This is a genomic window from Haloarcula sp. MBLA0163 (assembly GCF_055632435.1).
On the sequence record NZ_JBVMVV010000003.1, the window covers coordinates 13,125 to 34,853 of the forward strand.

The window sequence follows — 21,729 nt, forward strand, 5'->3', positions numbered from 1 at the left end:
CGGCCGGGGCGGAGAGAGTGACCCGGTCGAACCGGGTCGGCCCAACAATGAGTCTTGAAGTACTCGACCGACACAGCGAGGCACTGTTCGAGTTCCTCTGGTGCCCCGTCTGCGGGCAGGAAGTGTTCACCCACATTCCCTTCGAGGGAGTGTTCTGCAAGAACTGTAACACGCAGGTCGTCCTCCGAGAGTCCCGAGAAAGCCGTGGCTACGAGGAGGCTGTGCTCGCGTGCTTCGACACCGACTCGACGTGGAACCTTCACGTCGACGAGAAGCTCCGTCGCGACCTGCCTGACGGCTCGGCACGGGTGAAAATCCTCGGCGCACCGGGAGCCTACAAAGTCGACTGGTGGAGTCCAGCACTGGGAGAAGACTGGGAGCCGGTCGAGCGTGGTGAATTCGACGACGTGGAGGAACCAGACGAGGTGTCACATCTCGCGTAGCGGATTGCAATCCCGCTACGACTGTGTGGTGTTGTTTCGGCGCCGGCGATGGGTGCCGGCGCACACGCGCCGGCGAGTACCGATGTCGACACGGAGCCAACTCCGATTCGTCCAACGAGTCGAACAGACCGATGAGACAGATGGCAGCGCCGACCGCGTCGCGCAGGTGTACCGGCATTCGGACGGCTACCCGGGGAGCGTCCTCCGAGATCTCGCACAGCTGAAAGAGCTGCTCGATGCGACCCGCGCAGAGCGGGGACCGGGCTACACGGCGGCGACGTTCGTGTTCCTCGACAAGCTCTCGACGGTCGACCTCTATCTGGATGGCGACCCAGAGCGAACGATCGACGCGGCTCAGCCAGCGGATCTCCTTGAGCCATCCAATATGGAGCATCTCGACCAGCCGCTGTTCCTGCTGGGCCACGGCGTCGAGAATCCGGCCGACGGCATCCACGGCGACGAGGAGTACCTCTACGTCGTCGAACTCCCGACGGAGAACCCGTTCGACGAGCCGACCGAGTGGACCGTCAAAGTGAGCGGTCACTCCGCGTTCCCCCGCTGGGACGGCCCGACCGACGAGGCCTTCGAGCAGGCGAGCTGGCAGTTCCACGGGTCGCTCGAGGACGCGCTCGCAGAACTGGTTCGGGACGAAGCTATCGTCAAGTAAAATCCCAAATCATATTTATATATTTAGGATTTAGAAAGACCCAGATGATTTCGAAGGCCGGACTCGCTGTGCTTGACGCGCTGAGTACCGGCCGTGAAGCAACACCGGAGGAACTCGCGACCGAAACCGGATATTCACGAGAACATCTGTACGACGTACTCGACGAATTGCTCGCAGGGGGAATGCTCACAGAAACCCGTGGGTCCAGCAATCAGCGTCGTGTCCGCATCGCGGAACATCCCGTCGCCGAAGCGTATCGAACGCTGCAGTCGGAGTTCAGCCACGTGGACTGGACGGAACTGCTCTCCCCAGCCACACTCCGCGTGTGTTGGTATCTCGATAGACCACGTTACATCGCTGATATCGCAGACCGGCTCGGAATTACTCGACAAGGTGTCCACAGCGCGTTATCGCCGCTCAAGCACCGAGCACTACTCTCCAGATCCGATTCGAAGTACGCCCTTCATGACGAGATCTCGCCGCTGTTGGCGTTCGCTCAGGCCGCCGTAGAACACGAACATCGAGCACGAGTCCGGGAAATCGCCCCCAGTGCCACGATCGCGTGGTGCGATCCGAAGCGAGCACTCGTTCGCCTGCAGACCGACGAGGATACGGACGCACTCCAAGCAGCTCCGGACTGGGAGATGACCGGACTGGGCCGGTTTGCAGCGTATGGTCTACAGTTTTTCCTCGCCGGCGAGCCTCCGTTCTGGTATGCTCCGGACGAGGAGCTAACGGCTGCTGAAGTCGTATGCCATACGCTCCTTCTGGATAGCGGATCCCGGCGCGTCAGCTATTCGATGCTACTGATCGAGGCGGAGGACATCGATCAGGAGACACTCGTCGAGACCGCACGGTGGTACGACCTGGAATCCACTATGAAAGCGTTGTATCGGCCACTTCGGGGCGACTTCGACAGGACAGATGATCTGCCAGTCATCCTCCCAAAGAAGGACGAATATCTGGCCCTCAAAGAGCAGTACGGTGTCTCGTAACCCTAACCCCGCAGCCTGGCGGAAAATTGCGACTGGTTAGATGATGCCGCCGATCACGAGTAGTCCGACGACGAGCAGCAGCGTCGCAACCACGCTCCCGCCAGCCAGTAGCCTGTTCTCCATCGCCTTCTCGTGGATCGGCATCTCGGCGTACTCCTTGCGGAACGCGTCGAGATTCTGTTCGTCGTAGAAGTACTTCGTCTTCAGCGCGAACCGTTCGGTCACCGCACAGCCGGTACAGACCGGCTCCCCTTCGAGCCGTTCGGTCTTGATGTGGGTGTCGCAGGCGATCGCCCCGCAGTTCGGACAGTAGGTGTACGTCTCGTCGACGCCGCTCGTTTCGCAGTGGACGCAGCGACGAATCCCGTCCTCCAGAGTGACCCGTGAGGGGCCAGCAGCATAGTATTCGTACGGATACGAGTACTCCAGTATCTCTGCCGTCTGCCGAACCTCAGGTAGATACACCGGCTCAATCGATTGCACTGAGATGTCCGAGAGATTCGGCTCACACATCTTGTTGTACGTGACGTTATTGTCGCCGGTGTAGGTCACCGCCGTCGTGTGGTAATCCTGGAGGCGGTCAACAGCCCACTCCTTGTACTCCGTTTGGGTCTGGCCGAACCGTCGTTCGTCGACGTCGTCGAATACCTTGGTAAACTGCCCGGTATCGAGGGGAACCGTCGCGTGGAAATTCTCGGTAACCAGCGTCGCGACTTCGTCGTCGGCCACCTTCGGATGGCCGCGCTCAGCGTGGACAACGAACTGTGTGCGGTCGTTGATCCGGTGGATGACACCGACTGAGGTCTCGAAGACAGCGTTCGTGTCGGCGGTGATCGCAACCACCGGTCGGAACGTCACTTGCGAGTGCGGCACCGGCAGATCCGCGGCCTCAATGTTCTCGATGTCGCGGAACGCCTCCTGGACAGGTGCGTCGACATCCGCCGCCGGATCGTACGGTCGGAGCGTCTCGTCACAGAGGATCTCGATGCGCCCGTTGTAGAGATCGAGACCGATTTCGTCGGCGATCTCCCGAAGGTCCTCGCCGTCGATCAGCTCGATGGGATAGGGATCGTCGTTCCGCTGGAGCCGATCTGCGTACTCCTCGGCAGGGTTCGTAAATCGACCTGTGGTGGCGACCATCCCGCGTTTCGGGCCGTCGAAGTCGAACGTCGCGATGGCCGAGTGCAGCTTCTGGACGACCGGCCGGCCGACCGTCCCCGTGTGCTTGCACTCGACGATGATCGCCCGTCGCGTGCCGTCGACGACCTCCTCCATGATGACGTCGCGCCCCTCGTCGGCCGTCCGCTCTGCCTGGCGGACGTTTTCGTAGCCGAGGTTGCGGAAGACGTCCTCCATCAAGTCCTCGAACTCGAATCCCGAGAGGTCGTCCAGTACAGCCATCCGAATGTGATTGGACAGTATCTTGCTATGACTATATACGTTGCCGACGGTGGCGACGAAGTCGCGACGACGTGAGCGCTGTTGTTGTTCGTCCCGCAAGGGGTGCGGGACGACACATCCGTCCCGGGTAACCGATGAGTTCTGAGAGCAACAGCGAGAGCGCCCCCGACAACTGGTGGTTGTATCGACGAACAGACGACGATCATTTCGTGTTCGCTTACGAGTTCTCGAAATCCGTCCTTTGCCACGTCCAGCAATCCTCGGAATGGCTGGTCCGGGTCGATCGAGCCGATGGGACGATCCTCTTCAGCCAGCACGACCTCCAGTCGCGAGCAGCAGCGTTCGACCTTGCCGAGAGCGTTATGGGGCTCTGTACGATGCTCCATCGCGAGGTCGTCACGGAGCGAAGTCAAGCGCGAAAGCCGATGTACGTCGGTCCCCGACCAACCGGGGCCACGAGTGCGAGCAATCAGGGAGCCGGACGCGGTCCAGATACCGCCCGTCGGCCGTCGGATTCCTTCCCCCGCCAGCCCCCGGAACGACCACGAGGTATGGGCCACTGGGAGGGTGAGTTCCGATGACCGGCGGCCGAGCGTACCGCGGTGAACGCTGTATGGGTGGACGGCTGGTGTACACGCCCGATGGAGACGTACTGGACAAGCACCTCCACGTCTTGCGCCGCGCCCCTGGTGGATTCGACTGGGGACCGGAGGCCGACGAGGCTCGCATTGATCAGCTCGCCATCGCGCTGCTGGCCGATTCATCGACGAAGAACATCGCGCTCGACCACTACAAGGAATTCGCGCGGTACCTGCGTGAAGAGCTCGAGGGCGACGAGTGGCGACTCCCAACCAGCGACATTTCAGCTGATACCTGGTCGCGAGACATCGACGTCGCTGATGAGACGCCCTCACCGGAAGACGTCGACATCACGGCAGTCGATTTCGACGAGATGACCTTCTCGGTCGAGCGAGCGCTCTGCGAGAAACACGACATCAGCGTCCACCAGAGCGTCGACGATCGCCGCGAGGAACTGGAGGAGACCCGCCGGACATTCCAATCAGAAACTACCGACTCGGAGGAGTCACAGACCGACACCGGCGGGTTCGAGTTCCCCGCAGCTAGCCAGTAGGGACGATGAGGGCGTTTCCGGCTCTGTTTGTAGAACCCCCGAGAGGGGTGCGGGGGTCACCACCCCCCGCGACGTACCGATGAACGGGAACGCACGACGTCCCACGTCAAGTGGAATCCAGACAGAACCGCTCGCTAACCGTCGCGACGACCCCGTCGAATACGTCGGTTTTCGCGTCGACGGCCAAGCCGTCGTTCTGAATCTCTCCGAACACCAGCGTCTCACTCCGGATCGAAGTCTCGGTCTGGTCAACCACAGCCCAACGGGCTTCGAGTGGGGGTACAGTGGTAGCGGGCCCGCACAGCTCGCCTGTGCGCTCCTCCTCGACTACTACGACGATGAGCAGTTCGCCCGAGAACACTACATCGCGTTCCGGAACCGCGTGATCAGCCAGCTCGAGTGTGACGGCCCGGCGGCATGCTGGCACCTTACCGGCGAAGAGATCGACGCCGCGATGGCGACGATCACCGACGACGTCGTCGCCCTTCCCGACGGCGGGGGCCGTCACCGACGCTCCCCGAGAACTGGCGAACGGTCACTCGCCCCGACCGGCGAGTCTTCCAGCGGGCTGATCGCGACCACTACATCGTGCTCGGGGAGGGAACCGACGGCTGGCTAGCCGTCCTCTGCAGTCAGGGCGATCGCGCCTATCCGGCACCCCTGGCGAGCCGGACGGTTTCGGACGATCCCGATGTCGAGCAGGCTATCCGCGCCCTCGCCGACGAGAGCAACGACCTCATAGAGCCACCGGAGGGGGAGTGCTGATGGAGACGCTTCGGCTGTCGCGAGCCATCCACCAGCTGCTCGAACGCGGGGTCGAGGCACTCGAGAAAATCGGTCGCGAACTGGAACGGTACAACGACCGGCAAGAGCAGACTGACGGTACCGACTCGTGACGCAGACACGTTCTCCCGGCCAGCGGGCGAGTACCGGCTTCCAGTACACGCGCACTCCCGAGGGATGCTCCTGTCCCATTCATCGCGACGGCCAGCCGGTCACGGCGCCGCTCGGCCTGCGGTTCGCAGAGCGCGTCCATATCGAATCGATCCCGCGGCACGTCGCCAGCGCGATCTACGAAGCCCATCATTCCTATATGGACGATGTCCCGCAGACAAATCTCGCTCATCACGCCGTCGTCTACCAAGACCAAATTATGGGTGCCGTTACGTGGCGCTATCCACTGATTCGCTCCTTAGAGTACGACGGAACGCGATACGAGGGTGACGAGATCGTCGAGGCAGCACGGATCTGTATCGGCGTCGACTTCCCGAATCTCGCCTCCGCCGCACTCGCTCGGTCGATGGAACGGTTCGTGCGTCGGCACGGCCGGCGGCGAGGCGTTCGCCTTCTGCTGACGTTCGTGCGAGCTGACTTCGACGGCTCGATGATCAAAGCGCTCAGAGACAAGGGCTGGCACTGTGCCGGGAAAACGGAACCCGGACAGGCAGGTAATCGACCCGACAAGCAAATCCGAGAGCGACCAAAGTGGCGGTTCCTCTGTGAAGTTCCTGCCGAGTCCGAGCGGGAACAGACCTCACTCGGACGGTGGACCCCGTGACCTCGAACGCTCGTCTCGATGAGTTCACAGCAGAGGAAAACTCGGACAACCAGCCGGAGCGCGATCCATCTGTAGTCGAGCGACTGTTGGACCCGATATCACCGGCCCAGGGGCTGCGACTCATCCCCGGCCAGGGTGACCCGGTGTACCTCCAAAACAGGGGAACTGAACGCTACCTGTTCCGGGATGCCCACGAGCGGTGGTTCATCCTCCAACCCTCGGCCAAGGAGTCGGTCGACGACTTCGTTCGCTGGGTGTATCTCCCCGACGGCAAACCCGCCGAGATCGCCCAGACTGCGATCCGTCAACGGACGGTTCGCGGCTACCGATACGTTCAGCGAAGCGGAGCTCCCGAGCCCGTTGGGACGACGGTGACAGCGATGTACCTCAGTGAGCCCTGGCCCGACGATGTCTACGAGTGTGGATCCTGCGGAGCCGAGTTCGAGTCGCCCCGTGCTCACGCCCTTCACTGCTGGGAGGACCATCCCTGGGTTCCGAACCCCGAGCAGGTTCGGCTACGCCGCTCCAGCACCGAGTAACGACAGTGCGACAGCTTCCCGACGGTGGGTCGATTAACCAACAAACAGCCCCTTCCTAGGTCAGTGTTGGTTAACGTGGTGTTGTTGTTGCGCCCGGCAGAGGGGCGCAGGGCGCGAGACAATGCAGGCAGCCGTCGATGAGCGTTCCTGCGTCGAGGTGACTACGATGAAAGACCCAGAGTCGAGAACCATCTTCGCTGGCGTCGATGGACGTACCGACACCGAACTACCCGAGTGGTATCGTCAGCGTCACGGCGGTAAAGACACCGTGAGCTTCGCTGAGGCGATCCGCGACCTCCCGCAGGCCGTCGAGTCGACCGTGGCCTACAAGAATCCGTACACCGACGAGTGGGTCGAGACGGAGCGGTTCAACGCGCTCGTCGAGCCGAGTCGCGCTCGAGAGCAGGCCCGTGAGGAGGACGCCGAGACAGATTCCTTGTTCCATATTCCGACCGACTCGTACTCGATCATCAACCCGGTCGACGTCTACGGCCCTCTGGAGGAGGTCCTTCGGGAGGAGACCATCGACGGAACGCCGCTGGGTGACGTGATGTTCGGCGAGATTCGTCGCTACCGGGGCGGCGGCGAGGTCCATATGGACATCATGTTCGACGGCCTCGAGGTGCGCCTCCCCGGCCGGTCGGACCCGATCACGATGGGCGTCACGTCGGGCTACGACTTCTTCGGCGAGCACGCCGTCTACGTGGAGGGATTCGCCCAGGACGGGTACTGTTCGAATACAATGCGCTCGCTCACCGACAAGGAGGTCATCAAGCACGTCGGCGACGTGCGGAATTTCCGAACCTGGTGGGAAGAGATTCTCGCACAGGTCGAACTCGTGGCTGACGACCTCTTCGAGTTCATCCGTGACGCCCAGGACATCGAACTCGACTTCTCCGATCTCCCGTTCACCGTCACGGAGTTCTACAGTCTGTTGGGCTTCCCGGACTACCTGGCCGAGCGCGCTGCGAGCGATGCCGAGGCCAATGCGGCGTCCCCCTTCGAGATCGATATGTGGACGCTGCATTCCGGCGCGACGTACGCCCTCACCCACTTCTTCCAGGGGAAAGAGGGCACGTCCCTCGACCAGTACGTCCGCGTTGCGAACGACATCCTGTTCAACCCGGAGGGCACCATCGAGCGCGCCGAACAAGCCTACGAGGAGCAGCTGGAGGCGGACGGCGACGGCGGGTCGCAGGCATCGCTCGCCGGCGAGCGGGCGCTCGCGAGTATCGAGCGCGTCAGCGACGATCTGCAGGAGAAGGTCGACCAGTTCGAGGAGCGTGAGGACGCGATCCGTGAGCGGTTCCAGGACGCGATGGGGTAACCCTACGAGGAATCGACGAGCGAGCCGAAGAGTTCCTCAGCGTCCCCTGGGACGTCGAAGTCATGGAAGTGTTCTCCTTTCTCTTTTGTGAGGATGTTGAGTGCGGCAGCGGCGCCGTCTCCAGCTGAAATGACGGCCTGCCACTCCTCGGCTCGAACCATTGCTCCGGTCGCGTAGGCGTTTTCGACAGAGGTCTCCATCGTTACGTCCACATCGACGATTCCCTCATCGGTGAGCGCACAACCAAGGCCTTCAGCGAGGTCCCGATTCGCACCCGTCGCGAGCACGACGTACGACGACGCATACTCGCCGTCGTCGGTCGTGACGGTGAAGCCGCCATCAGTCGATTCGACAGCAGTGACTTTGGTTCCCTGATGTCGGTCGACCCCGAAATCGTCGACCTGGTCGCGGAGCGTCTCGATATAATTCGAGCCATCTACCGACCCGATTCCGGGGTAATTGAACAGATGGGCCTTGTGCAGCCACGTCTTGTCCGTGTCGAAGACGGTTGTTTCGAGACCATTCTTGGCTGTGAACAGTGCAGCACTGAGACCGGCGGGACCGCCGCCGACAATTAGTACGTCCGACATACAGAGACAAACAATCACAGAGGGATAAGCGTGGAGGAAGACCCGATAACAGATGTGATACTTCTCTGGGGAACTCAGCTCCATCTCTAGACCGACGATGACCTTTTCGGAGGCGACACCGTATGGATCATATGCCCGTCGAGACCGATGCAGACGTCCGGAGAATACTGGATTATAGTACAGTCGTCGTCGGGTGCTCGTCAACGCCCGGGAAGGACGCCCACGAAATTCCAAAATATCTCCAAGCACAGGGCTACGAGGTCATTCCGGTCAATCCCACTGTGGATGAGGTTCTGGCACGACCCGCCTACGATTCGCTCTCCGACGTCGAGGAGGAAATCGATATCGTGGACGTGTTTCGACCGAGCCCCGAAGTGTCTGGCATCGTCGACGAGGCTCTCGCCCGCGACGACGTCAAGGTGATCTGGCTCCAGCTTGGCATTCACGACGACGATGCCGTTTCCCGGGCAGAAGCAGCCGGCCTGCGCGTCGTCCAGAACCGATGTATGAAACCAGAACATCAACGGCTGGTCGCATCATCGTAAATCCTCGAAAGACGGGGTTCTCCACATCCGGTACTCCGACGACCGTCCATACCGAGCGACTTCGTGAAGTATCCTCAGCTTCGCTCACAGAGGGACAGGTTGAGTCGAGTTATTTGTGAGGTACCCCACGTTGATTCTCGATGATTCGTTCTTGCATTTCTTCGAGCTTGATGAAGTGACAGAGTGGGTTCCCGGGATACACGACCGGGTTTTCGAGTACCCCGACAAGCAATCCCGTAAATGGGGCCTCAACGGTCGTTTCATCCGATTTGAACGGATTCGTGATACGGCAGATGGTCTCCCTTTCGTGGACTAACTCCCCCCGTTTGTAGTTCATTTCGACGATCCCGCCCGCGTCAGCCCGGAGCCACGTCTTTTCACTCCACCCCTCGATCACAGTCCGCCATCCCGGCCACTGGACCGTTTCCTGTTGATATATCCCATACTCAGCGAACACGCTTCGGACGCCATCAAGGGCGTGATCGATCAGCTCCCGTTCGAACCGATGTGCCTCCCCCATCTCGAGCGTGATCGTCGGGATACCGCCGTCAGTCGCCTCACGACGCAGCATCCCCGAAGAGCCTTCACCGGCCATAATGAGATTCGTTCCGAAGGCACGAGCGAGCCGCGCAGCCCCCTCATCGTCCATGTCGGCACGGACGTGAAACATATTCGTCCGCCCCCGCGTCGAGGTGTGAAAATCAAGGCCGAAATCGCAGGGTTCGATGAAATTATGATAGATCTGGTAGGCGATCCGATTCGAACTCGTGCTGTCCTGTTTCCCTGGGAAGGCTCGATTCAGGTCTCTTTCATAGATCGGGAGATACCGTTCCTGTGCGACGAACCCCTGAACGTTCAAAACAGGGAGACAGACAAGCGTCCCACAGACATCTGAATGGTCCCACTCCTGGGCGACTTCTCGGACGACTTCGATCCCGTTGAGCTCGTCACCGTGGATCGCAGCCGAGAGGAATGCGGTTGGCCCGGGCCGGGGGCCATTGATAATCGTCACTGGAATCCGAACCGGATCACCCAGATAGGTCTCGCTCACTGGATACCGGAATTCCTCCGTTTCGCCGGGGTCCACACGGCCGCCATCGAATTTGAATGCTTCCGCCTGTTGTTCGCTCATCAGTCCCTACATGGTGGGTCCTAATGGGTTAAATCGAGAGAGGGGTTGTAACTGTGTTACACGTTCGCAGAACCCGTAATGACGGGTGTCTCCAATATAGACCAGAGCAACGCTAATGACTGCCTCTTCCAATTCCCCCGAACCGGAGGGTGCGACGGACTCGTCACGGTCTGCGAGCATCGATAGTGTGCAGACCGATGCTGGGACACAGCGAGTGGGCGTTTTGAGCACCCACAACAGCAAGGAGACGAAAGCGATCCTGAACGCGGTTCGGGTGTTGGGGCACGAACCCGTGTGGATCCGCGACGAGAACGTCACCTCGTGGATCGAGGACGGTGCCGTCCAACTCTCGCCACAGGTCGATGTCCTCGTAAACCGGATGCTCCTGACCAAGAGTGAACACCAGCTCGAAGATCTCCAGCTCGCTGCGCTCTACGAGGAAACGACGCCCGTCGTGAACGCACCGCAGGCCGTCGCGAACACGCTCCACAAGTATCGCGCTGGCGCGAAGCTCGCCGCGGCCGACTTGCCGGTGCCGGACGCCTTCTTCGGCCGCTCCCCGCGGACCTTCGAGGAGTGGCCGGAGTACCTGCCGGACGCCGCCGCCCACAAGCACACCATTGGAACGAACGGGCAGGATATGTCGGTCGTCTCGCCGAACGATCCCGTCGGTCCGATGATCAACGACGAACACGCGTTCGTTCAGGAGTTCCTGGAAGACTCCGATGACCGTCCCTCTGACGTGCGTGTCTACGTTGTCGGTGGAGAGATCGTCGGGGCGATGCGACGCCATGCACCGGACGGCGACTGGCGGACGAACGTCGCGCTCGGTGGTGAAGTGGAGGGCGTAACTGACGAACTCGGCCAGGAGCCTCGACGACTCGCAAAGGAGGCAGCGGCTGTCCTCGGATTGGATCTTGCCGGGGTCGATCTGATACCGATCAACGGCAAGTGGTACATCCTCGAGGTTAACGCTACTGCCGGATTCAAAGGCCTGTTTTCGGCGACGGATATCTCGGCAGCCCCACATATCGCACGTCTTGCTATCGAACGGGCGGGCGGCAGTGTCGACACATCACAAGTCGTCGACCTGGAATCGACATTGGACGACTCCGTCCCCGATTGCAAACCGCCGCTCGTTCAGGAACAGGGCGACGACGGGGTCCTCGGCTACACCTCGCGGATACGGGTCAACGGTCGTGATGGCGCGGAACAAGCGGTAGCGAAGTCGGACACGGGGGCAAAGCGAACGAGCATCGACACCAAATTCGCTGGTCGGATCGGTGCCGGCCCTCTTGTCGGTACGACTGACGTGCGGTCGGGAACAGGAAGTGACACCGAAACGCGACCTCTCGTTGACGTTGACCTCTGCTTGAACGGCCGCTGGCGGACGGTCACAGCCAGCATCACCGACCGGTCCGAGATGACGTATCCAGTTCTTCTCGGACGTGACGTACTCGAAGCATACACACTCGATATCAGCCAGACAGTCGAGGAGTAGTCACATGCAGAGCAGCCGACCCGTCGATAAAAATCGAAGCGATGAACCTCCTCCTGAGCGAACTCTCGTTCCCAACCCGCCACTTCCGGTACAGCCGGGCGTGTTGACCCGTGAGAGACACACAGACCCCCTTCAACCATGTCCGTGACGAGACGAGCCGTCCTGGAACAACTCGCCACAGCAAGCGACGCAGACCAGCGAGAGAAGACGACAACGGCGGCGATCGCAGCAGCGCTCGATACCAACGAAGGGACGATCGAATCCCATCTGAATGGACTCGCAGCGTGCGAACTAGTCCGAACGTACCCGGACGATCAAGTCAGGATAACGATCACCGGCGAAGAGCTACTGGCTCTTGATACCGATGAGATGGTGATCGTCGATTCGAATTAGGAGATTCGAGCAGATTGAGAGGCCAGTATTTATCGGCTCCCCACATAACAGTCGATATAAATGGAGGTACACGTTATCGATGTCTGATCGAAGTACAACCCAGTCCGACGACGAGAGTACCGAGGTCCAGTACGACCCGAATTCAGGTCGGTACGATATCTACGAATGCACCGTCTCTGATTGTGACAACGTCGTTCTCGTGGTTGGAAGCGACGATCCACCGATGTCCTGTCACGACGAACCTATGGAGCGGGTTACAGAGGTGGATATGAGTGTGAAACCCCCGGATGTGAGACAGGTTCTCCTCCAGGCGTTCGGTCTTCCGAAGGCCGGACTGGATATCTGTCTGTGCGTTATCGGTGAGGGTCCCCTCTCGGCGAACGAAGTCGCTGAGCAGCTCGGGTACGACCGAAGTACGGTCACGCGGTATCTCAACAAACTTGTCGAACTGGGATTGCTCAGACGGTCTGAACTCAATCGAGAGGGTGGCGGTGTCGTCAAAGTGTATCACTCGGTCGACCTCGAACGAATGCGCCGTGAGACGCTCATCGGGTTCTACGTCTGGGCTGGGGAGGCAGCCTCCCTCATCGAAGACGCGAACCTGACGAAACGGGACTACCTCGAAGAGAATCCCGATCAAGAGCTGCCAGACATCTTCTGGGAGTCATTCCCGGGTGACTAATTGTTCGAAGGGGACATCCCGGAACGTCTACACCGAAGCATGGAGAGCAGCGATGAATTCGCTACAGCCTCTGCAGGGGTCACATGTTGACCGATATAACCAGCGGCCCGGTAGTCACGTTGAGTTCCGAATCCGAGACACGCCCCGATCCTCGACACGCTTGATGAGCGGTCACGCATCGGGCTCCCATCGCTTGAACCTCACCGCGGAATGGATACGTTTACTCTCGTGTTGAACATTTACGACCAATGACCCGACGTCGGACGGTGCTGACAGCCAGTACTGGTGCCATGCTGTGGCTCGCGGGCTGTGGAGGTCGTGGGTCCGATCCGACTCCAACGGTCAAGTCGAACCCGGCGCCAGCTACCGACATCCCCTCTGGCCCATACTGGCACACCCATCCCCAGCCGACTGGCAATCGGTTCATCTCTGGGGCCGCGGATCTCCGGAACACCGAACCCGTTCGGTTCGCTGTCGACGGTCGGCCAGTGTGGCTGGTCGCCCATCCGGCACCGCGGGGGAGTTACTGGACCGTCGTCACGGCGGAGGGTACCGCTACCCGATTACAGGTCTACGACGGGGCGATATCTGATGAGACGCGCCTGCAGCAACAGGTTCCCGGACGCCCGCCGGTAGTAGCAGACGGCGACACCGAGCCGGAGCTTCTCGACCATCCGTCGATCATGAGTCAGAACGCGGGCCAGATGGTGACGTCTGGGGAGGGGATGTCTCGCCGGCTGTTCGTGGCAGCGAACGGTGACCTCGTCGTAGATGGCGACGACCGCTCTCGTATCCCCATCGACGCACCGCCCGATGTTCGACCGGCAGCAATCGGAGACGGGACGTACGTCGTCTACGGTGACATGACGGACCGCTACGGGCACGGCGCGCTCGGTGACACACTGGAACCATCGTCTCTCGTTGTGGTCGACCCGATGGGTCCGGAGGAGGTCGCTCGAACGGTGCTCGATGCTCCCCTTGTCTTCGAGGGGTTGCAACCACTCGTCGCAGATCTCGACGGCGATGGCGAACCGGAGATCGTCACCACGATTGCAGACTCCGAGAACGGGGCACGCATCGCTATTTACTCGCCGGCTGGTGAGCGCATCGCGACCGGCCCCGTATACGGCCCCGGCTGGCGTCACCAGCTCGCAGTCGCACCGTTCGGTCCCGATGGTGCCACGGCACTCGCCGCCGTTCTAAAACCGTACGTCACCCACACGCTGGAGTATTATCGGCTCGAAGACGGTGATCTGAGCGTTCGAGCCACCGTCGATGGGGTTTCGTCCCACACATACGGGTCCCGCAACCTCGACGGGGGCGTCGCAACCGATCTCGATAACGACGGTACTGTGGAACTCCTCGTCCCGACGACCGACCGTCACCGACTCGTGGCCGTTTCCCGCACGTCTACCGACGCGCGGATCCAGTGGGAATGGGAGTTAGGTGCCAAGCTGATGAGCAATCTCACTGGCGTGGGACTTGATGACGGTGGTGTCGCAGTAGGCGCCGCCACTGCCGAGGACGTATTCGTCTGGTCAGCCTAATCAACGCTATCCGGGACAATCACTAGCGTCGAACGATTGCCTCTCGGATCCTTGGTCTCTCAGCTGCGTTTCTCCCGACTCAAGATTGACCACTATCGCCAGCCCCCCGTACTCGTGTGTTTGGTCATGTCCACGGACAACGACACAGGTTACATCCTCAGGAATTTCGATCGTCTCGGACCGCGTAAATGGCTGCTGAGAGTGCGCGTGCAGAAGTTCGCGCCGACCAAGACGCGTCCCGTCTAGTCGTTCGACCTGCCATCAGTTTGCGTATCCTTCCTCACCGTCGTCATCGTGATGCAGAGTCACGTCGAACGTGTACATCCCGTTCTGCTCCTCAAAAGAGACGTCAACGACATTAGCCTCTCGTAAGTCAAGGTCGTCAGTTCCGGCGCTACCGGTGGTCGTTGCATCAGAAGTACTGTCGGTTCCTAAGTTGTTGCTTGTAGACGTGTCCGAGGTATCGCGCGTCCCCGTCGTTACCTCGTCGGTCCTGTCTTGATCATCTTCCCCGGGACGTGACTCTTGCCCGCTGTCTGCACAGCCAGCCAGTGTGGCGAGCGTAATCACGCTCCACCGGCTCAGAAGACGACGTCTACGTCGTCGGCGATTGTACGCCGGGCTACCATCAGATTCCAGTCGCACTCGGTCAGGGCGCAAAGGCCGGAATCGACGTCCACTTCCAGCTCCGAGACTTCCCACGGGATCCCGAGTTCCTCGAAGAGCAGGGACCGGTGCGTTCCGAAGAAGTCCCGGGGATCCCCGACGAACTGCTCGAGCAAGCTGTTGACTTCCACACCTACGGAGAGTGAAGGCGTTCCAGCGGATACAGAGCGGTTATACTGACTCTTCGGACTCGTCGATTGCACACTCGTCGTCCCGGCAGTTCGTCGCCCTCCGCAACGCGTCGAGATCGGGTTGTTCGTCAGGACTGCGAGCCGACCACGCGAACTGGACCACGCGATCTGCATCGACGACGAACGTAGCGCGGCGGGGGACGTCGCGATGGTTCTCGAATTCCTCCGTTAGTACCCCGTATGCCTGGCTCACCTGTCCATCAGTATCCGATAGAAGCGGGAATTGGATGTTGTGCTTGTCTGCATACTCACGATGGGCGTAGGCAGCGTCTGACCCCACACCGAGGACAACGACATCATCCAAGAGCGTGAGCCAATTGGCGTCGCGTAAGGAACACCACTGATCGGTACACGCTGGGTGAAAATCGAAGGGGTAGAAGACGAGAACGACCGCCCAGCCACGATCCGTGTATTCGGAAAGTCCGTGCGTTTCAATCGTCCCAGCGGCTGCTCCGGGGAGCATGAAATCCGGTGCCTCCTGTCCGATGCGAATCATGCTAATATGTAGCACAACTACAGACTTCAAGCAGTGGGGGGAGTGCAACGGAATCACACAGAAGCGAACGACGAACTATAGCTCGAGTCGGACCCAGTCGTCATCTCCGAATGGCGGTTCATATTCGATATCAAGTCGGTCATACACGGTTCGGGGAATACTGATATCCGCAAGATACAGCTTGCCTGTATGAGCATCGAGCCCCGTTTTCGGGAGGGCGAGGGTGATCGTACGATCCGGCGCTACCACCTCGCCTAGTGCCTCGCCGGTCGTGGCGTCGATGCCGGAGGGGACGTCAAGTGAGACTGTCGGTCCAGAAAGGTCACTCATCCTGCCGATGTACTTATCCGCCGGTGGCCGGAGATCACCACTAAGCCCGTAACCGATCAGCGCGTCGACGATGATCGTCCGTCTGTCGGCGTCGGCGAGTGATTCGACACCAGAGGTTACCGGGACGTTCATTTCGTCCAGAATATGACTCTGGTGAGCCGCCGCGCCACTCAGTTCCTCTGGTGGTCTGTCTAGGACCACCCGAACGGGAACATCTCGATTAGCGAGGTGTCGTGCACAGGTGAGCCCACCACCGCCGTTCCCACCGTTCCCAGCGACAACCACCACGTCGCTCTCTCGAACGTCACGTACGTGCCAGGCAAGTATACGACCCGCATTCTCCATCATCTGGAGTAACTGTAATCCGACATCCTCGACGGCGACACGGTCGACATCTCGCATCTCGTCGGCAGTCACTGCCGTGACGGACCGCCCAGTCGACGTGCGAAACGAGTTTCGAGACATGTCTCACCCATGGCGGAGCACGGACAAATATCTCGCCAGTGGCGTCCGAAGCGGTCGAAACGCGTCCTGCCTCCGATGCGGCTGTTCACAGTTGTTATTGATTGGCCTACCGTCCTTCGTGTATGCATATTCAGGACGTCCTCCCCCGGGACGCGATTCCAAGTATCGACGATCCTACCTTCGGCACGGAATACATCGGAGACGATGACGACGATATAATCGTCGTCGAAACCACGCCTGCGCGGGCGTATCCGGTACGGATTCTCAGCTATCACGAGATCGTCAACGACGTGCTCGGAGATATCGACCGTATAGAATCAGGGAGGCGCTCACCCGGTGACTCTACCGACGAGTCGCGCCCGGTCGCGGTCACGTGGTGTCCGATCTGTGCCAGTGCGGTCATTTATGATCGACGGGTCGACGGTCGTGTGTTGACGTTTGGAACCTCTGGAAAAATTGCTGACGACGCGCTGGTAATGTACGACCGCGAAACCGAATCGGAGTGGAAACAGCCGCTTGGAAAGGCGATCAATGGGCCGCTCGACGGGCACGAACTTTCCGTTGTGCCCGCGTCTGTCACATCGTGGGAGCAATTTCGCTCGGACTATCCCGACGGAATCGTCCTCCAGCCGGTTCACGGCGGTGACGGAGATCCGCGAGGAGAGTCACCGCGAACGGTGTACAAGATGACTCCGTACGAGCGATACGACGCAGCTGAAGGGTTCGGTCTCAGAGAAATGCGTGGTGAAGGGAGGGAACGGTCGTGGGACCGGGAGGACATCGACGCCAAGGCAGTGGTATTAGGTATCACACATGAGGGGGATGCCGTCGGGTATCCAGTCAAGCAGGTCCAGAACGCAGGTGGTGTCGTCTCGGATATCGTCGGTGATCTCGATGTGCTCGTCGTCAGTTCGGGGAATGATATTCACGCGTTCGAAGATCCCGGCTACGAGTTCGAATTGCGGGAGGGGATTCTGTACGGCGACGGGACCAAGTGGGACATCACGACAGGCCGAAGTGTCGACGGTCGTACGCTCCCACGAGTACCGAGTCGACGGCTCTACGCTTTCGCCTGGGAGGATGACCACGGCCCGAAGAGCTTCTACGGACTCTCGTGAGAAGCAGCCGACAGAAGGACTACCGAGTACAAACATCGACCATTCCCATTGGCGTTGTGGAACGAGATTGCAGATCCGGCCAATACTTATGTGTTTTTTCAACTGACTACTGAATGGGGCGTCCTGTCACACGCTCCCGCCCCTTTGATGATGAGTGACGATTCACGTCTCGGCGTGTGCCCACACTGCGGTCACGATATCCGGCCGATAGATGAGCTGATCACGTACGAACGGTCGGACAGTACTATCGGTGTCTTTGCCGAGTGCCCTGCCTGTGGAGAGATCATCGACCCCGAGTAAGTGGCCTTACCGGATCAATTGAATCCGACTACCAAATTATAACGTTCACGGGACCGTGTTACGCGCTAGCGACGAGAGAGACGTAGCTCACGCGTCCGGCTTCGACTGTAGTTTCGAGTGCCTCGATCGCGTCCAAGACACGGTGGCCGCGCTCGCCCAGCAGACCGAGTATCCCTTCGTAGTCGACGCGGTCGACCACTCGGTCACGCATCGCAAGGAGATCATCGTGGTGGTCGTACACCGTCTCCACGTCGAATCCCGCGTCCGTCACCTGCATCATCAGTCGATCACGATTTCGTGCGCCGTTAAGACAGAGCGCCTCAGCAATTTTATCTGGAACCACAGGCCCATCACCGTCAACAATCACATCCGAGAGTGCGAGCCGACCACCGCGATCCAGAACGCGGTGGGCTTCCCCGAGCGCGACGGGGAGGTCTGTGAGACAAAGAACACATTCCGCGAGCAGGACGTCTACAGTCCCGTTCTGTACGGGCAGCGCGGTCGCATCACCCCGGACCACTCGATCAGTGTTCGGTGACGGGTCAGGATCCACACCGAGGGCGTCGGCACCACGCTGGCGGGCTACCGTCAGCGCGTCTCCGGCACCACAGCCAACGTCCAGCAACCGTGTTCCGGAGCCGACATCAGCTCGGTCGAGCAGCTGAGCTGTCGCTTCAGTCCCGCCCGGGTGGAGCGGCCCGTCGAGTACTGTGTCGAGAGTCCCCCACGGGTTCGCGAGGGCAGCGCCGAGCAGTCCATTCATCAGTCGCACCCGTCTCCGCACTCGTCCGGAGTACATCCTCCATCGGTGGCTGTCCCGTCGCCCTGATAGCCGACAGTGGAGTCACTCGAGGGGCGCGGGTCCTCGACCGTACTCCGACCACCCCAGTCGTTGCCGTTCCGGAGAGCGTACTCGCCGTCCTCGGTCGTCATATTGTACCCACAAAACGGGACCAACTCGCCGTCCGTCGTCGGAACCGAAATACAGCAGTTGCTCAGTCGGTTCACGTCGGCCGCGTCGGCGTCCATGAACCCCGTGAACGACACCGGGACGACCTCGTCGAACAGTCCCTCGACGCCACCAGGAACGTCGATGCCACAGCAGCCGGCAGTCTTACAGGCCCACCCCTCCCCAGCGGCGGTGCCAGCCAGCAATTCCATATAGTCACCCTCGTCAACCATTCCGGAGAGAGTGTCCCAGAGCCGATCATCTATGTACTGTGTGAGCGGGACGAACGAGTCAGCGTCCACGCACTCGTCGCCACAGCCACACTCGTCCGAGCGGTCGATTCCGGAATCACCCGTGTCGGTCGGGTCCGTGTCGCGTGGAATGAAGGCAGTCCCGATCTGACAGTACGCCGAACAACATGGCGCCGGCAGCATATCTCGGGGGTCGAGCGTCTCGATTTGCTCGGCCAGCAGTCGCGTGGCGTCGTCGAGAGCAAACCGGCCATCGTTCGTTTCGTAGCGACCGAAGTGCGCCACCGGCTGGAAGTTGACCGAGCGGACTACGTCCCTGTTCTCAAGCGCGAATCGAACGATATCACCCATCTCGTGATTGTTGACCCCGGGCACGACTGTCGGAACCAAGACTACCGGCAGGTCCGCGGCCCGACAGGCCTCGATCGCCGCGTGCTTCTCCTCGACGAGGTCAACCTCGCGAATCTGTTCGTAGGTCTCGCTCGTCAGACCATCGAACTGCAGATATAGCGCGGTGACGCCTGCGTCGGCGAGCACCTCCGCGTAGCCGTCTTCCGTTGCCAATCGGATTCCGTTCGTGTTCACCTCGACGTGATCGATTCCCTTGCTCCGAGCACGCTCGACGAGGTCAGGCAGGTCGTCTCTAATCGTGGGTTCACCGCCGGAGAACTGTATCGGTCGACCGCCGGCGTCAGCAACGGTATCCAGCAACGCCCCGATTTCCTCGATCGAGCGATGTCCGCCGCCGGGACCGGAACTAGCGAAACAGTAGGAGCACGAGAGGTTACAACCCTCGGTGACCTCGACGACCGCCAGACAGACGTGATCGGGATCGACGGCTAAACCGCCGCCGTCGTACTCCGGGTTCGGACCGAAATCGGCAGCCCACTCCCAGTGGTCCAGCGACCCCCAGACCTGCCGACTGGCCGAGCCGTGGTGCGGGCAGTCTCGCGTGAGGAAGACGCCTCCATCGCGTTCTTCGTAACGGCCGGGAACCTCTTCGAGACAGTCCGGACAAAGACTCGTCGTCGTCGCGAGCGTGTCGCTACTTTTCATATTTAAAAGGTGGAGCACTCTCTGATAAACATACCGTGGGTGTGCAATAGTCGAGCGAAGGCGACTGTCGCCGCTGGACAAAGAAACTGCAATAGCGCAAAACCCTTTTTTATGTGGTGCCGGAGAGATCGTATGGCACGTTCGACAGAGCAGGCAACGTCGTCGACGCCGGAGGTCGACGGCATACCGACGACTCTCGCACAGGACCTGCTCGTCGCGTGCAAGCGCGGAGACTCGACCGAACGGTACAGGACCGCGCTCACCGAAGCCACAGACGCCGATCTCCGCCAGGTCCGTGAGGACCGAGAAACTGGACTGGCGTTCTGGCTCAACTGCTACAACGCGGGTACCCAGCTCCTTCTCGAGGAGCGGCCCGACCTCTACGAGAGCCCGCTCCGATTCGTTCGGTTCTTTCACGCACCGGCAGTGACGATCGGCGGCACCTCGCTGCCGCTGGACCGCATCGAGAACGGGCTTTTGCGTGGTGGTCGCTCGAAGTATGGACTGGGATATCTACCGAAAATACACTTCACGAACTTCGAGCGGCGCTACCGGCTCGACGATTGTGACCCACGAGTCCACTTTGCACTGAACTGCGGTGCCGAGAGCTGTCCAGCGATCCGCACGTACGAACCGGATCGCGTCGACGAGCAACTGGATCTGGCAACCCGTAGCTACCTCGACGCGACAGTAGAGTACGATGACGACGCCGGCACCGTTCTCGTGCCGCGCGTGTTCCTGTGGTTCCGCGGTGATTTCGGTGGAGGTTCAGGAATCCGTGAATTGTTGCGCTCGTACGACGCGATTCCGGATGACGCGACGCCGAAGATACGACACAACTCGTGGGATTGGACGAGAGCGGCTGGCAAGTTCGTGGAATAGCCATCCCCACCATTTTGACGACGGAAAAACACCTTACCACATGACCGAGCAAGTCCAAGATTTCTCGCTGCCGAACGTGGCTGTCGGACCTAATCCGTTCACCCTCTCTGAGCTTTCGGAAGACGTCTCGTTCGTCGTCCTCTTTTTCCAGTGTGACTATTATTGTACGAACTGCCGGAAACAAGTCCAGCAACTCGCAGATCGCATCGACGAATTCTGAGAGCGCAATGCCGAAGTCGTCTCGATCGTTCCGGAGCCGGTCGAACGCGTCGAACAGTGGCAAGGACGTACGATCTACCATACCCGTTGTTGGCGGATCCGAACACGGAAGCTGGAGATGCGTACGATCAGCCGGTTCGGTTCGGCCTACTCGGTCGGTTTTCTGATTTCTTCGGTCGGATGCCCGAAGTGGTTATCATCGATAGACATCGTACGGAGCCAAAAGTCGTCTATGTCCACCGAGGGTTGTCGACGTTCGATAGGCCCGAAATCGACGAAATTCTCGACGAGATCGACGAGTTCTCACAAGCCTAGCTCTCGACACGGATCAGAGTCTCGTTCAGTCCCTGAACT

23 protein-coding genes and 4 pseudogenes are annotated in these 21,729 nt (G+C 60.3%); 19 read left to right on the forward strand and 8 right to left on the reverse strand.

The genetic code is table 11. The features are described from left to right. The first annotated feature begins 47 nt into the window (after nt 1-47). From ACV7GQ_RS17830 to ACV7GQ_RS17840, 3 genes are all read left to right on the forward strand, one after another. Complete coding sequence (locus ACV7GQ_RS17830) at nt 48-443, forward strand: DUF7567 family protein (RefSeq protein WP_470313267.1); 396 nt, start codon at nt 48-50, stop codon at nt 441-443. 82 nt (nt 444-525) lie between these two features. Further along, entirely contained in the window at nt 526-1,110 is a 585-nt protein-coding gene (locus ACV7GQ_RS17835; protein ID WP_210113829.1) for a hypothetical protein, read from the forward strand. Nucleotides 1,111-1,154: 44 nt separating this feature from the next. Then, nucleotides 1,155-2,105 (forward strand): MarR family transcriptional regulator, encoded by a 951-nt coding sequence (locus tag ACV7GQ_RS17840; RefSeq protein ID WP_470313268.1) that lies wholly within the window; start codon nt 1,155-1,157, stop codon nt 2,103-2,105. A gap of 36 nt (nt 2,106-2,141) precedes the next feature. On the opposite strand, the gene ACV7GQ_RS17845 is transcribed toward ACV7GQ_RS17840, so the two are convergent. Continuing rightward, nucleotides 2,142-3,506: a restriction endonuclease gene (locus ACV7GQ_RS17845; RefSeq protein ID WP_470313269.1), complete on the reverse strand. Its 1,365-nt coding sequence runs from the start codon at nt 3,504-3,506 to the stop codon at nt 2,142-2,144. Between the two features lie 577 nt (nt 3,507-4,083). Here ACV7GQ_RS17845 and ACV7GQ_RS17850 point away from each other — a divergent pair. The 6 genes and pseudogenes from ACV7GQ_RS17850 to ACV7GQ_RS17875 all read left to right on the forward strand — a co-directional run bounded on the left by ACV7GQ_RS17850 (nt 4,084) and on the right by ACV7GQ_RS17875 (nt 8,062). Next, entirely contained in the window at nt 4,084-4,638 is a 555-nt protein-coding gene (locus ACV7GQ_RS17850) for a DUF6166 domain-containing protein (RefSeq protein WP_470313270.1), read from the forward strand. A gap of 79 nt (nt 4,639-4,717) precedes the next feature. After that, a pseudogene (locus ACV7GQ_RS17855) lies at nt 4,718-5,403 on the forward strand (DUF6166 domain-containing protein). Continuing rightward, nucleotides 5,403-5,534: a hypothetical protein gene (locus ACV7GQ_RS17860; RefSeq protein WP_470313271.1), complete on the forward strand. Its 132-nt coding sequence runs from the start codon at nt 5,403-5,405 to the stop codon at nt 5,532-5,534. Before ACV7GQ_RS17855 ends, ACV7GQ_RS17860 begins: the two are co-directional and overlap by 1 nt. After that, nucleotides 5,531-6,196, forward strand: a complete 666-nt coding sequence (locus tag ACV7GQ_RS17865; RefSeq protein WP_470313272.1) for a hypothetical protein — start codon at nt 5,531-5,533, stop codon at nt 6,194-6,196. Before ACV7GQ_RS17860 ends, ACV7GQ_RS17865 begins: the two co-directional genes overlap by 4 nt. Continuing rightward, on the forward strand, nt 6,193-6,735 hold the full coding sequence (locus ACV7GQ_RS17870; RefSeq protein WP_470313273.1) for a hypothetical protein: 543 nt from the start codon (nt 6,193-6,195) through the stop codon (nt 6,733-6,735). The genes ACV7GQ_RS17865 and ACV7GQ_RS17870 overlap by 4 nt, the downstream gene beginning before the upstream one ends. Before the next feature lie 121 nt (nt 6,736-6,856). Next, nucleotides 6,857-8,062 carry a hypothetical protein gene (locus ACV7GQ_RS17875; protein ID WP_470313274.1) on the forward strand — a complete coding sequence of 402 codons (1,206 nt, stop codon included), beginning with the start codon at nt 6,857-6,859 and terminating at the stop codon, nt 8,060-8,062. Nucleotides 8,063-8,064: 2 nt separating this feature from the next. Here the strand turns inward: ACV7GQ_RS17875 and ACV7GQ_RS17880 are convergent, their stop codons facing one another. Then, on the reverse strand, nt 8,065-8,652 hold the full coding sequence (locus ACV7GQ_RS17880) for an NAD(P)/FAD-dependent oxidoreductase (RefSeq protein WP_470313275.1): 588 nt from the start codon (nt 8,650-8,652) through the stop codon (nt 8,065-8,067). A gap of 131 nt (nt 8,653-8,783) precedes the next feature. Here ACV7GQ_RS17880 and ACV7GQ_RS17885 point away from each other — a divergent pair, with 131 nt between their 5' ends. Then, nucleotides 8,784-9,197: a CoA-binding protein gene (locus tag ACV7GQ_RS17885; protein WP_470313276.1), complete on the forward strand. Its 414-nt coding sequence runs from the start codon at nt 8,784-8,786 to the stop codon at nt 9,195-9,197. Between the two features lie 109 nt (nt 9,198-9,306). Here ACV7GQ_RS17885 and ACV7GQ_RS17890 read toward each other — a convergent pair whose 3' ends face one another. After that, nucleotides 9,307-10,329, reverse strand: coding sequence for a succinylglutamate desuccinylase/aspartoacylase family protein (locus tag ACV7GQ_RS17890; protein WP_470313277.1), 1,023 nt, complete (start codon nt 10,327-10,329; stop codon nt 9,307-9,309). Nucleotides 10,330-10,516: 187 nt separating this feature from the next. Here ACV7GQ_RS17890 and ACV7GQ_RS17895 point away from each other — a divergent pair, with 187 nt between their 5' ends. The 4 genes from ACV7GQ_RS17895 to ACV7GQ_RS17910 all read left to right on the forward strand — a co-directional run bounded on the left by ACV7GQ_RS17895 (nt 10,517) and on the right by ACV7GQ_RS17910 (nt 14,452). Further along, complete coding sequence (locus ACV7GQ_RS17895; RefSeq protein WP_470313278.1) at nt 10,517-11,830, forward strand: putative ATP-dependent zinc protease; 1,314 nt, start codon at nt 10,517-10,519, stop codon at nt 11,828-11,830. A 138-nt stretch (nt 11,831-11,968) separates the two neighbouring features. After that, complete coding sequence (locus tag ACV7GQ_RS17900; RefSeq protein ID WP_470313279.1) at nt 11,969-12,223, forward strand: hypothetical protein; 255 nt, start codon at nt 11,969-11,971, stop codon at nt 12,221-12,223. 79 nt (nt 12,224-12,302) lie between these two features. Continuing rightward, nucleotides 12,303-12,905 (forward strand): helix-turn-helix domain-containing protein, encoded by a 603-nt coding sequence (locus tag ACV7GQ_RS17905; protein ID WP_470313280.1) that lies wholly within the window; start codon nt 12,303-12,305, stop codon nt 12,903-12,905. Between the two features lie 488 nt (nt 12,906-13,393). Next, entirely contained in the window at nt 13,394-14,452 is a 1,059-nt protein-coding gene (locus ACV7GQ_RS17910; RefSeq protein WP_470313281.1) for a hypothetical protein, read from the forward strand. 6 nt (nt 14,453-14,458) lie between these two features. Here ACV7GQ_RS17910 and ACV7GQ_RS17915 read toward each other — a convergent pair. Then, nucleotides 14,459-15,037 (reverse strand): annotated as a pseudogene (locus tag ACV7GQ_RS17915) (hypothetical protein). On the opposite strand from ACV7GQ_RS17915, the pseudogene ACV7GQ_RS17920 reads away from it, so the two are divergent. Beyond that, nucleotides 15,034-15,264: pseudogene (locus ACV7GQ_RS17920) on the forward strand (NAD(P)/FAD-dependent oxidoreductase); the annotation flags it as partial. The pseudogenes ACV7GQ_RS17915 and ACV7GQ_RS17920 sit on opposite strands and share 4 nt — an antisense overlap. A gap of 25 nt (nt 15,265-15,289) precedes the next feature. Here the strand turns inward: ACV7GQ_RS17920 and ACV7GQ_RS17925 are convergent. Continuing rightward, nucleotides 15,290-15,805 carry a redoxin domain-containing protein gene (locus tag ACV7GQ_RS17925; RefSeq protein WP_470313282.1) on the reverse strand — a complete coding sequence of 172 codons (516 nt, stop codon included), beginning with the start codon at nt 15,803-15,805 and terminating at the stop codon, nt 15,290-15,292. A gap of 75 nt (nt 15,806-15,880) precedes the next feature. After that, nucleotides 15,881-16,600: an NAD(P)H-hydrate epimerase gene (locus ACV7GQ_RS17930; protein WP_470313283.1), complete on the reverse strand. Its 720-nt coding sequence runs from the start codon at nt 16,598-16,600 to the stop codon at nt 15,881-15,883. 122 nt (nt 16,601-16,722) lie between these two features. Here ACV7GQ_RS17930 and ACV7GQ_RS17935 point away from each other — a divergent pair, with 122 nt between their 5' ends. After that, complete coding sequence (locus tag ACV7GQ_RS17935) at nt 16,723-17,718, forward strand: DUF3179 domain-containing (seleno)protein (protein WP_470313284.1); 996 nt, start codon at nt 16,723-16,725, stop codon at nt 17,716-17,718. Nucleotides 17,719-17,868: 150 nt separating this feature from the next. Further along, nucleotides 17,869-18,018 carry a DUF7837 family putative zinc-binding protein gene (locus ACV7GQ_RS17940; RefSeq protein ID WP_470313285.1) on the forward strand — a complete coding sequence of 50 codons (150 nt, stop codon included), beginning with the start codon at nt 17,869-17,871 and terminating at the stop codon, nt 18,016-18,018. A gap of 58 nt (nt 18,019-18,076) precedes the next feature. Here the strand turns inward: ACV7GQ_RS17940 and ACV7GQ_RS17945 are convergent, their stop codons facing one another. Continuing rightward, complete coding sequence (locus tag ACV7GQ_RS17945; protein WP_470313286.1) at nt 18,077-18,781, reverse strand: class I SAM-dependent methyltransferase; 705 nt, start codon at nt 18,779-18,781, stop codon at nt 18,077-18,079. Beyond that, the gene (locus tag ACV7GQ_RS17950; protein ID WP_470313287.1) at nt 18,781-20,274 is read right to left on the reverse strand and encodes a radical SAM protein; all 1,494 of its coding nucleotides are present in this window, start codon (nt 20,272-20,274) and stop codon (nt 18,781-18,783) included. The genes ACV7GQ_RS17945 and ACV7GQ_RS17950 overlap by 1 nt, the downstream gene beginning before the upstream one ends. 111 nt (nt 20,275-20,385) lie before the next feature. Between ACV7GQ_RS17950 and ACV7GQ_RS17955 the strand changes: the two genes are divergently transcribed. Together ACV7GQ_RS17955 and ACV7GQ_RS17960 are read left to right on the forward strand one after the other, a co-directional pair. Beyond that, nucleotides 20,386-21,156, forward strand: coding sequence for a DUF547 domain-containing protein (locus tag ACV7GQ_RS17955; RefSeq protein ID WP_470313288.1), 771 nt, complete (start codon nt 20,386-20,388; stop codon nt 21,154-21,156). 40 nt (nt 21,157-21,196) lie between these two features. After that, nucleotides 21,197-21,690: pseudogene (locus tag ACV7GQ_RS17960) on the forward strand (peroxiredoxin family protein). Nucleotides 21,691-21,729: the final 39 nt, after the last annotated feature.

Excerpts from the sequence above, each read along its gene's own strand:
- ACV7GQ_RS17830 (WP_470313267.1), top strand. The coding sequence starts at position 48 with ATGAGTCTTGAAGTACTCGACCGACACAGCGAGGCACTGTTCGAGTTC.
- ACV7GQ_RS17835 (WP_210113829.1), top strand. The coding sequence starts at position 526 with ATGTCGACACGGAGCCAACTCCGATTCGTCCAACGAGTCGAACAGACC.
- ACV7GQ_RS17840 (WP_470313268.1), top strand. The coding sequence starts at position 1,155 with ATGATTTCGAAGGCCGGACTCGCTGTGCTTGACGCGCTGAGTACCGGC.
- ACV7GQ_RS17845 (WP_470313269.1), bottom strand. The coding sequence starts at position 3,506 with ATGGCTGTACTGGACGACCTCTCGGGATTCGAGTTCGAGGACTTGATG.
- ACV7GQ_RS17850 (WP_470313270.1), top strand. The coding sequence starts at position 4,084 with ATGACCGGCGGCCGAGCGTACCGCGGTGAACGCTGTATGGGTGGACGG.
- ACV7GQ_RS17860 (WP_470313271.1), top strand. The coding sequence starts at position 5,403 with ATGGAGACGCTTCGGCTGTCGCGAGCCATCCACCAGCTGCTCGAACGC.
- ACV7GQ_RS17875 (WP_470313274.1), top strand. The coding sequence starts at position 6,857 with ATGCAGGCAGCCGTCGATGAGCGTTCCTGCGTCGAGGTGACTACGATG.
- ACV7GQ_RS17880 (WP_470313275.1), bottom strand. The coding sequence starts at position 8,652 with ATGTCGGACGTACTAATTGTCGGCGGCGGTCCCGCCGGTCTCAGTGCT.
- ACV7GQ_RS17885 (WP_470313276.1), top strand. The coding sequence starts at position 8,784 with ATGCCCGTCGAGACCGATGCAGACGTCCGGAGAATACTGGATTATAGT.
- ACV7GQ_RS17890 (WP_470313277.1), bottom strand. The coding sequence starts at position 10,329 with ATGAGCGAACAACAGGCGGAAGCATTCAAATTCGATGGCGGCCGTGTG.
- ACV7GQ_RS17900 (WP_470313279.1), top strand. The coding sequence starts at position 11,969 with ATGTCCGTGACGAGACGAGCCGTCCTGGAACAACTCGCCACAGCAAGC.
- ACV7GQ_RS17905 (WP_470313280.1), top strand. The coding sequence starts at position 12,303 with ATGTCTGATCGAAGTACAACCCAGTCCGACGACGAGAGTACCGAGGTC.
- ACV7GQ_RS17925 (WP_470313282.1), bottom strand. The coding sequence starts at position 15,805 with ATGATTCGCATCGGACAGGAGGCACCGGATTTCATGCTCCCCGGAGCA.
- ACV7GQ_RS17930 (WP_470313283.1), bottom strand. The coding sequence starts at position 16,600 with ATGTCTCGAAACTCGTTTCGCACGTCGACTGGGCGGTCCGTCACGGCA.
- ACV7GQ_RS17935 (WP_470313284.1), top strand. The coding sequence starts at position 16,723 with ATGCATATTCAGGACGTCCTCCCCCGGGACGCGATTCCAAGTATCGAC.
- ACV7GQ_RS17940 (WP_470313285.1), top strand. The coding sequence starts at position 17,869 with ATGAGTGACGATTCACGTCTCGGCGTGTGCCCACACTGCGGTCACGAT.
- ACV7GQ_RS17945 (WP_470313286.1), bottom strand. The coding sequence starts at position 18,781 with ATGAATGGACTGCTCGGCGCTGCCCTCGCGAACCCGTGGGGGACTCTC.
- ACV7GQ_RS17950 (WP_470313287.1), bottom strand. The coding sequence starts at position 20,274 with ATGAAAAGTAGCGACACGCTCGCGACGACGACGAGTCTTTGTCCGGAC.
- ACV7GQ_RS17955 (WP_470313288.1), top strand. The coding sequence starts at position 20,386 with ATGTGGTGCCGGAGAGATCGTATGGCACGTTCGACAGAGCAGGCAACG.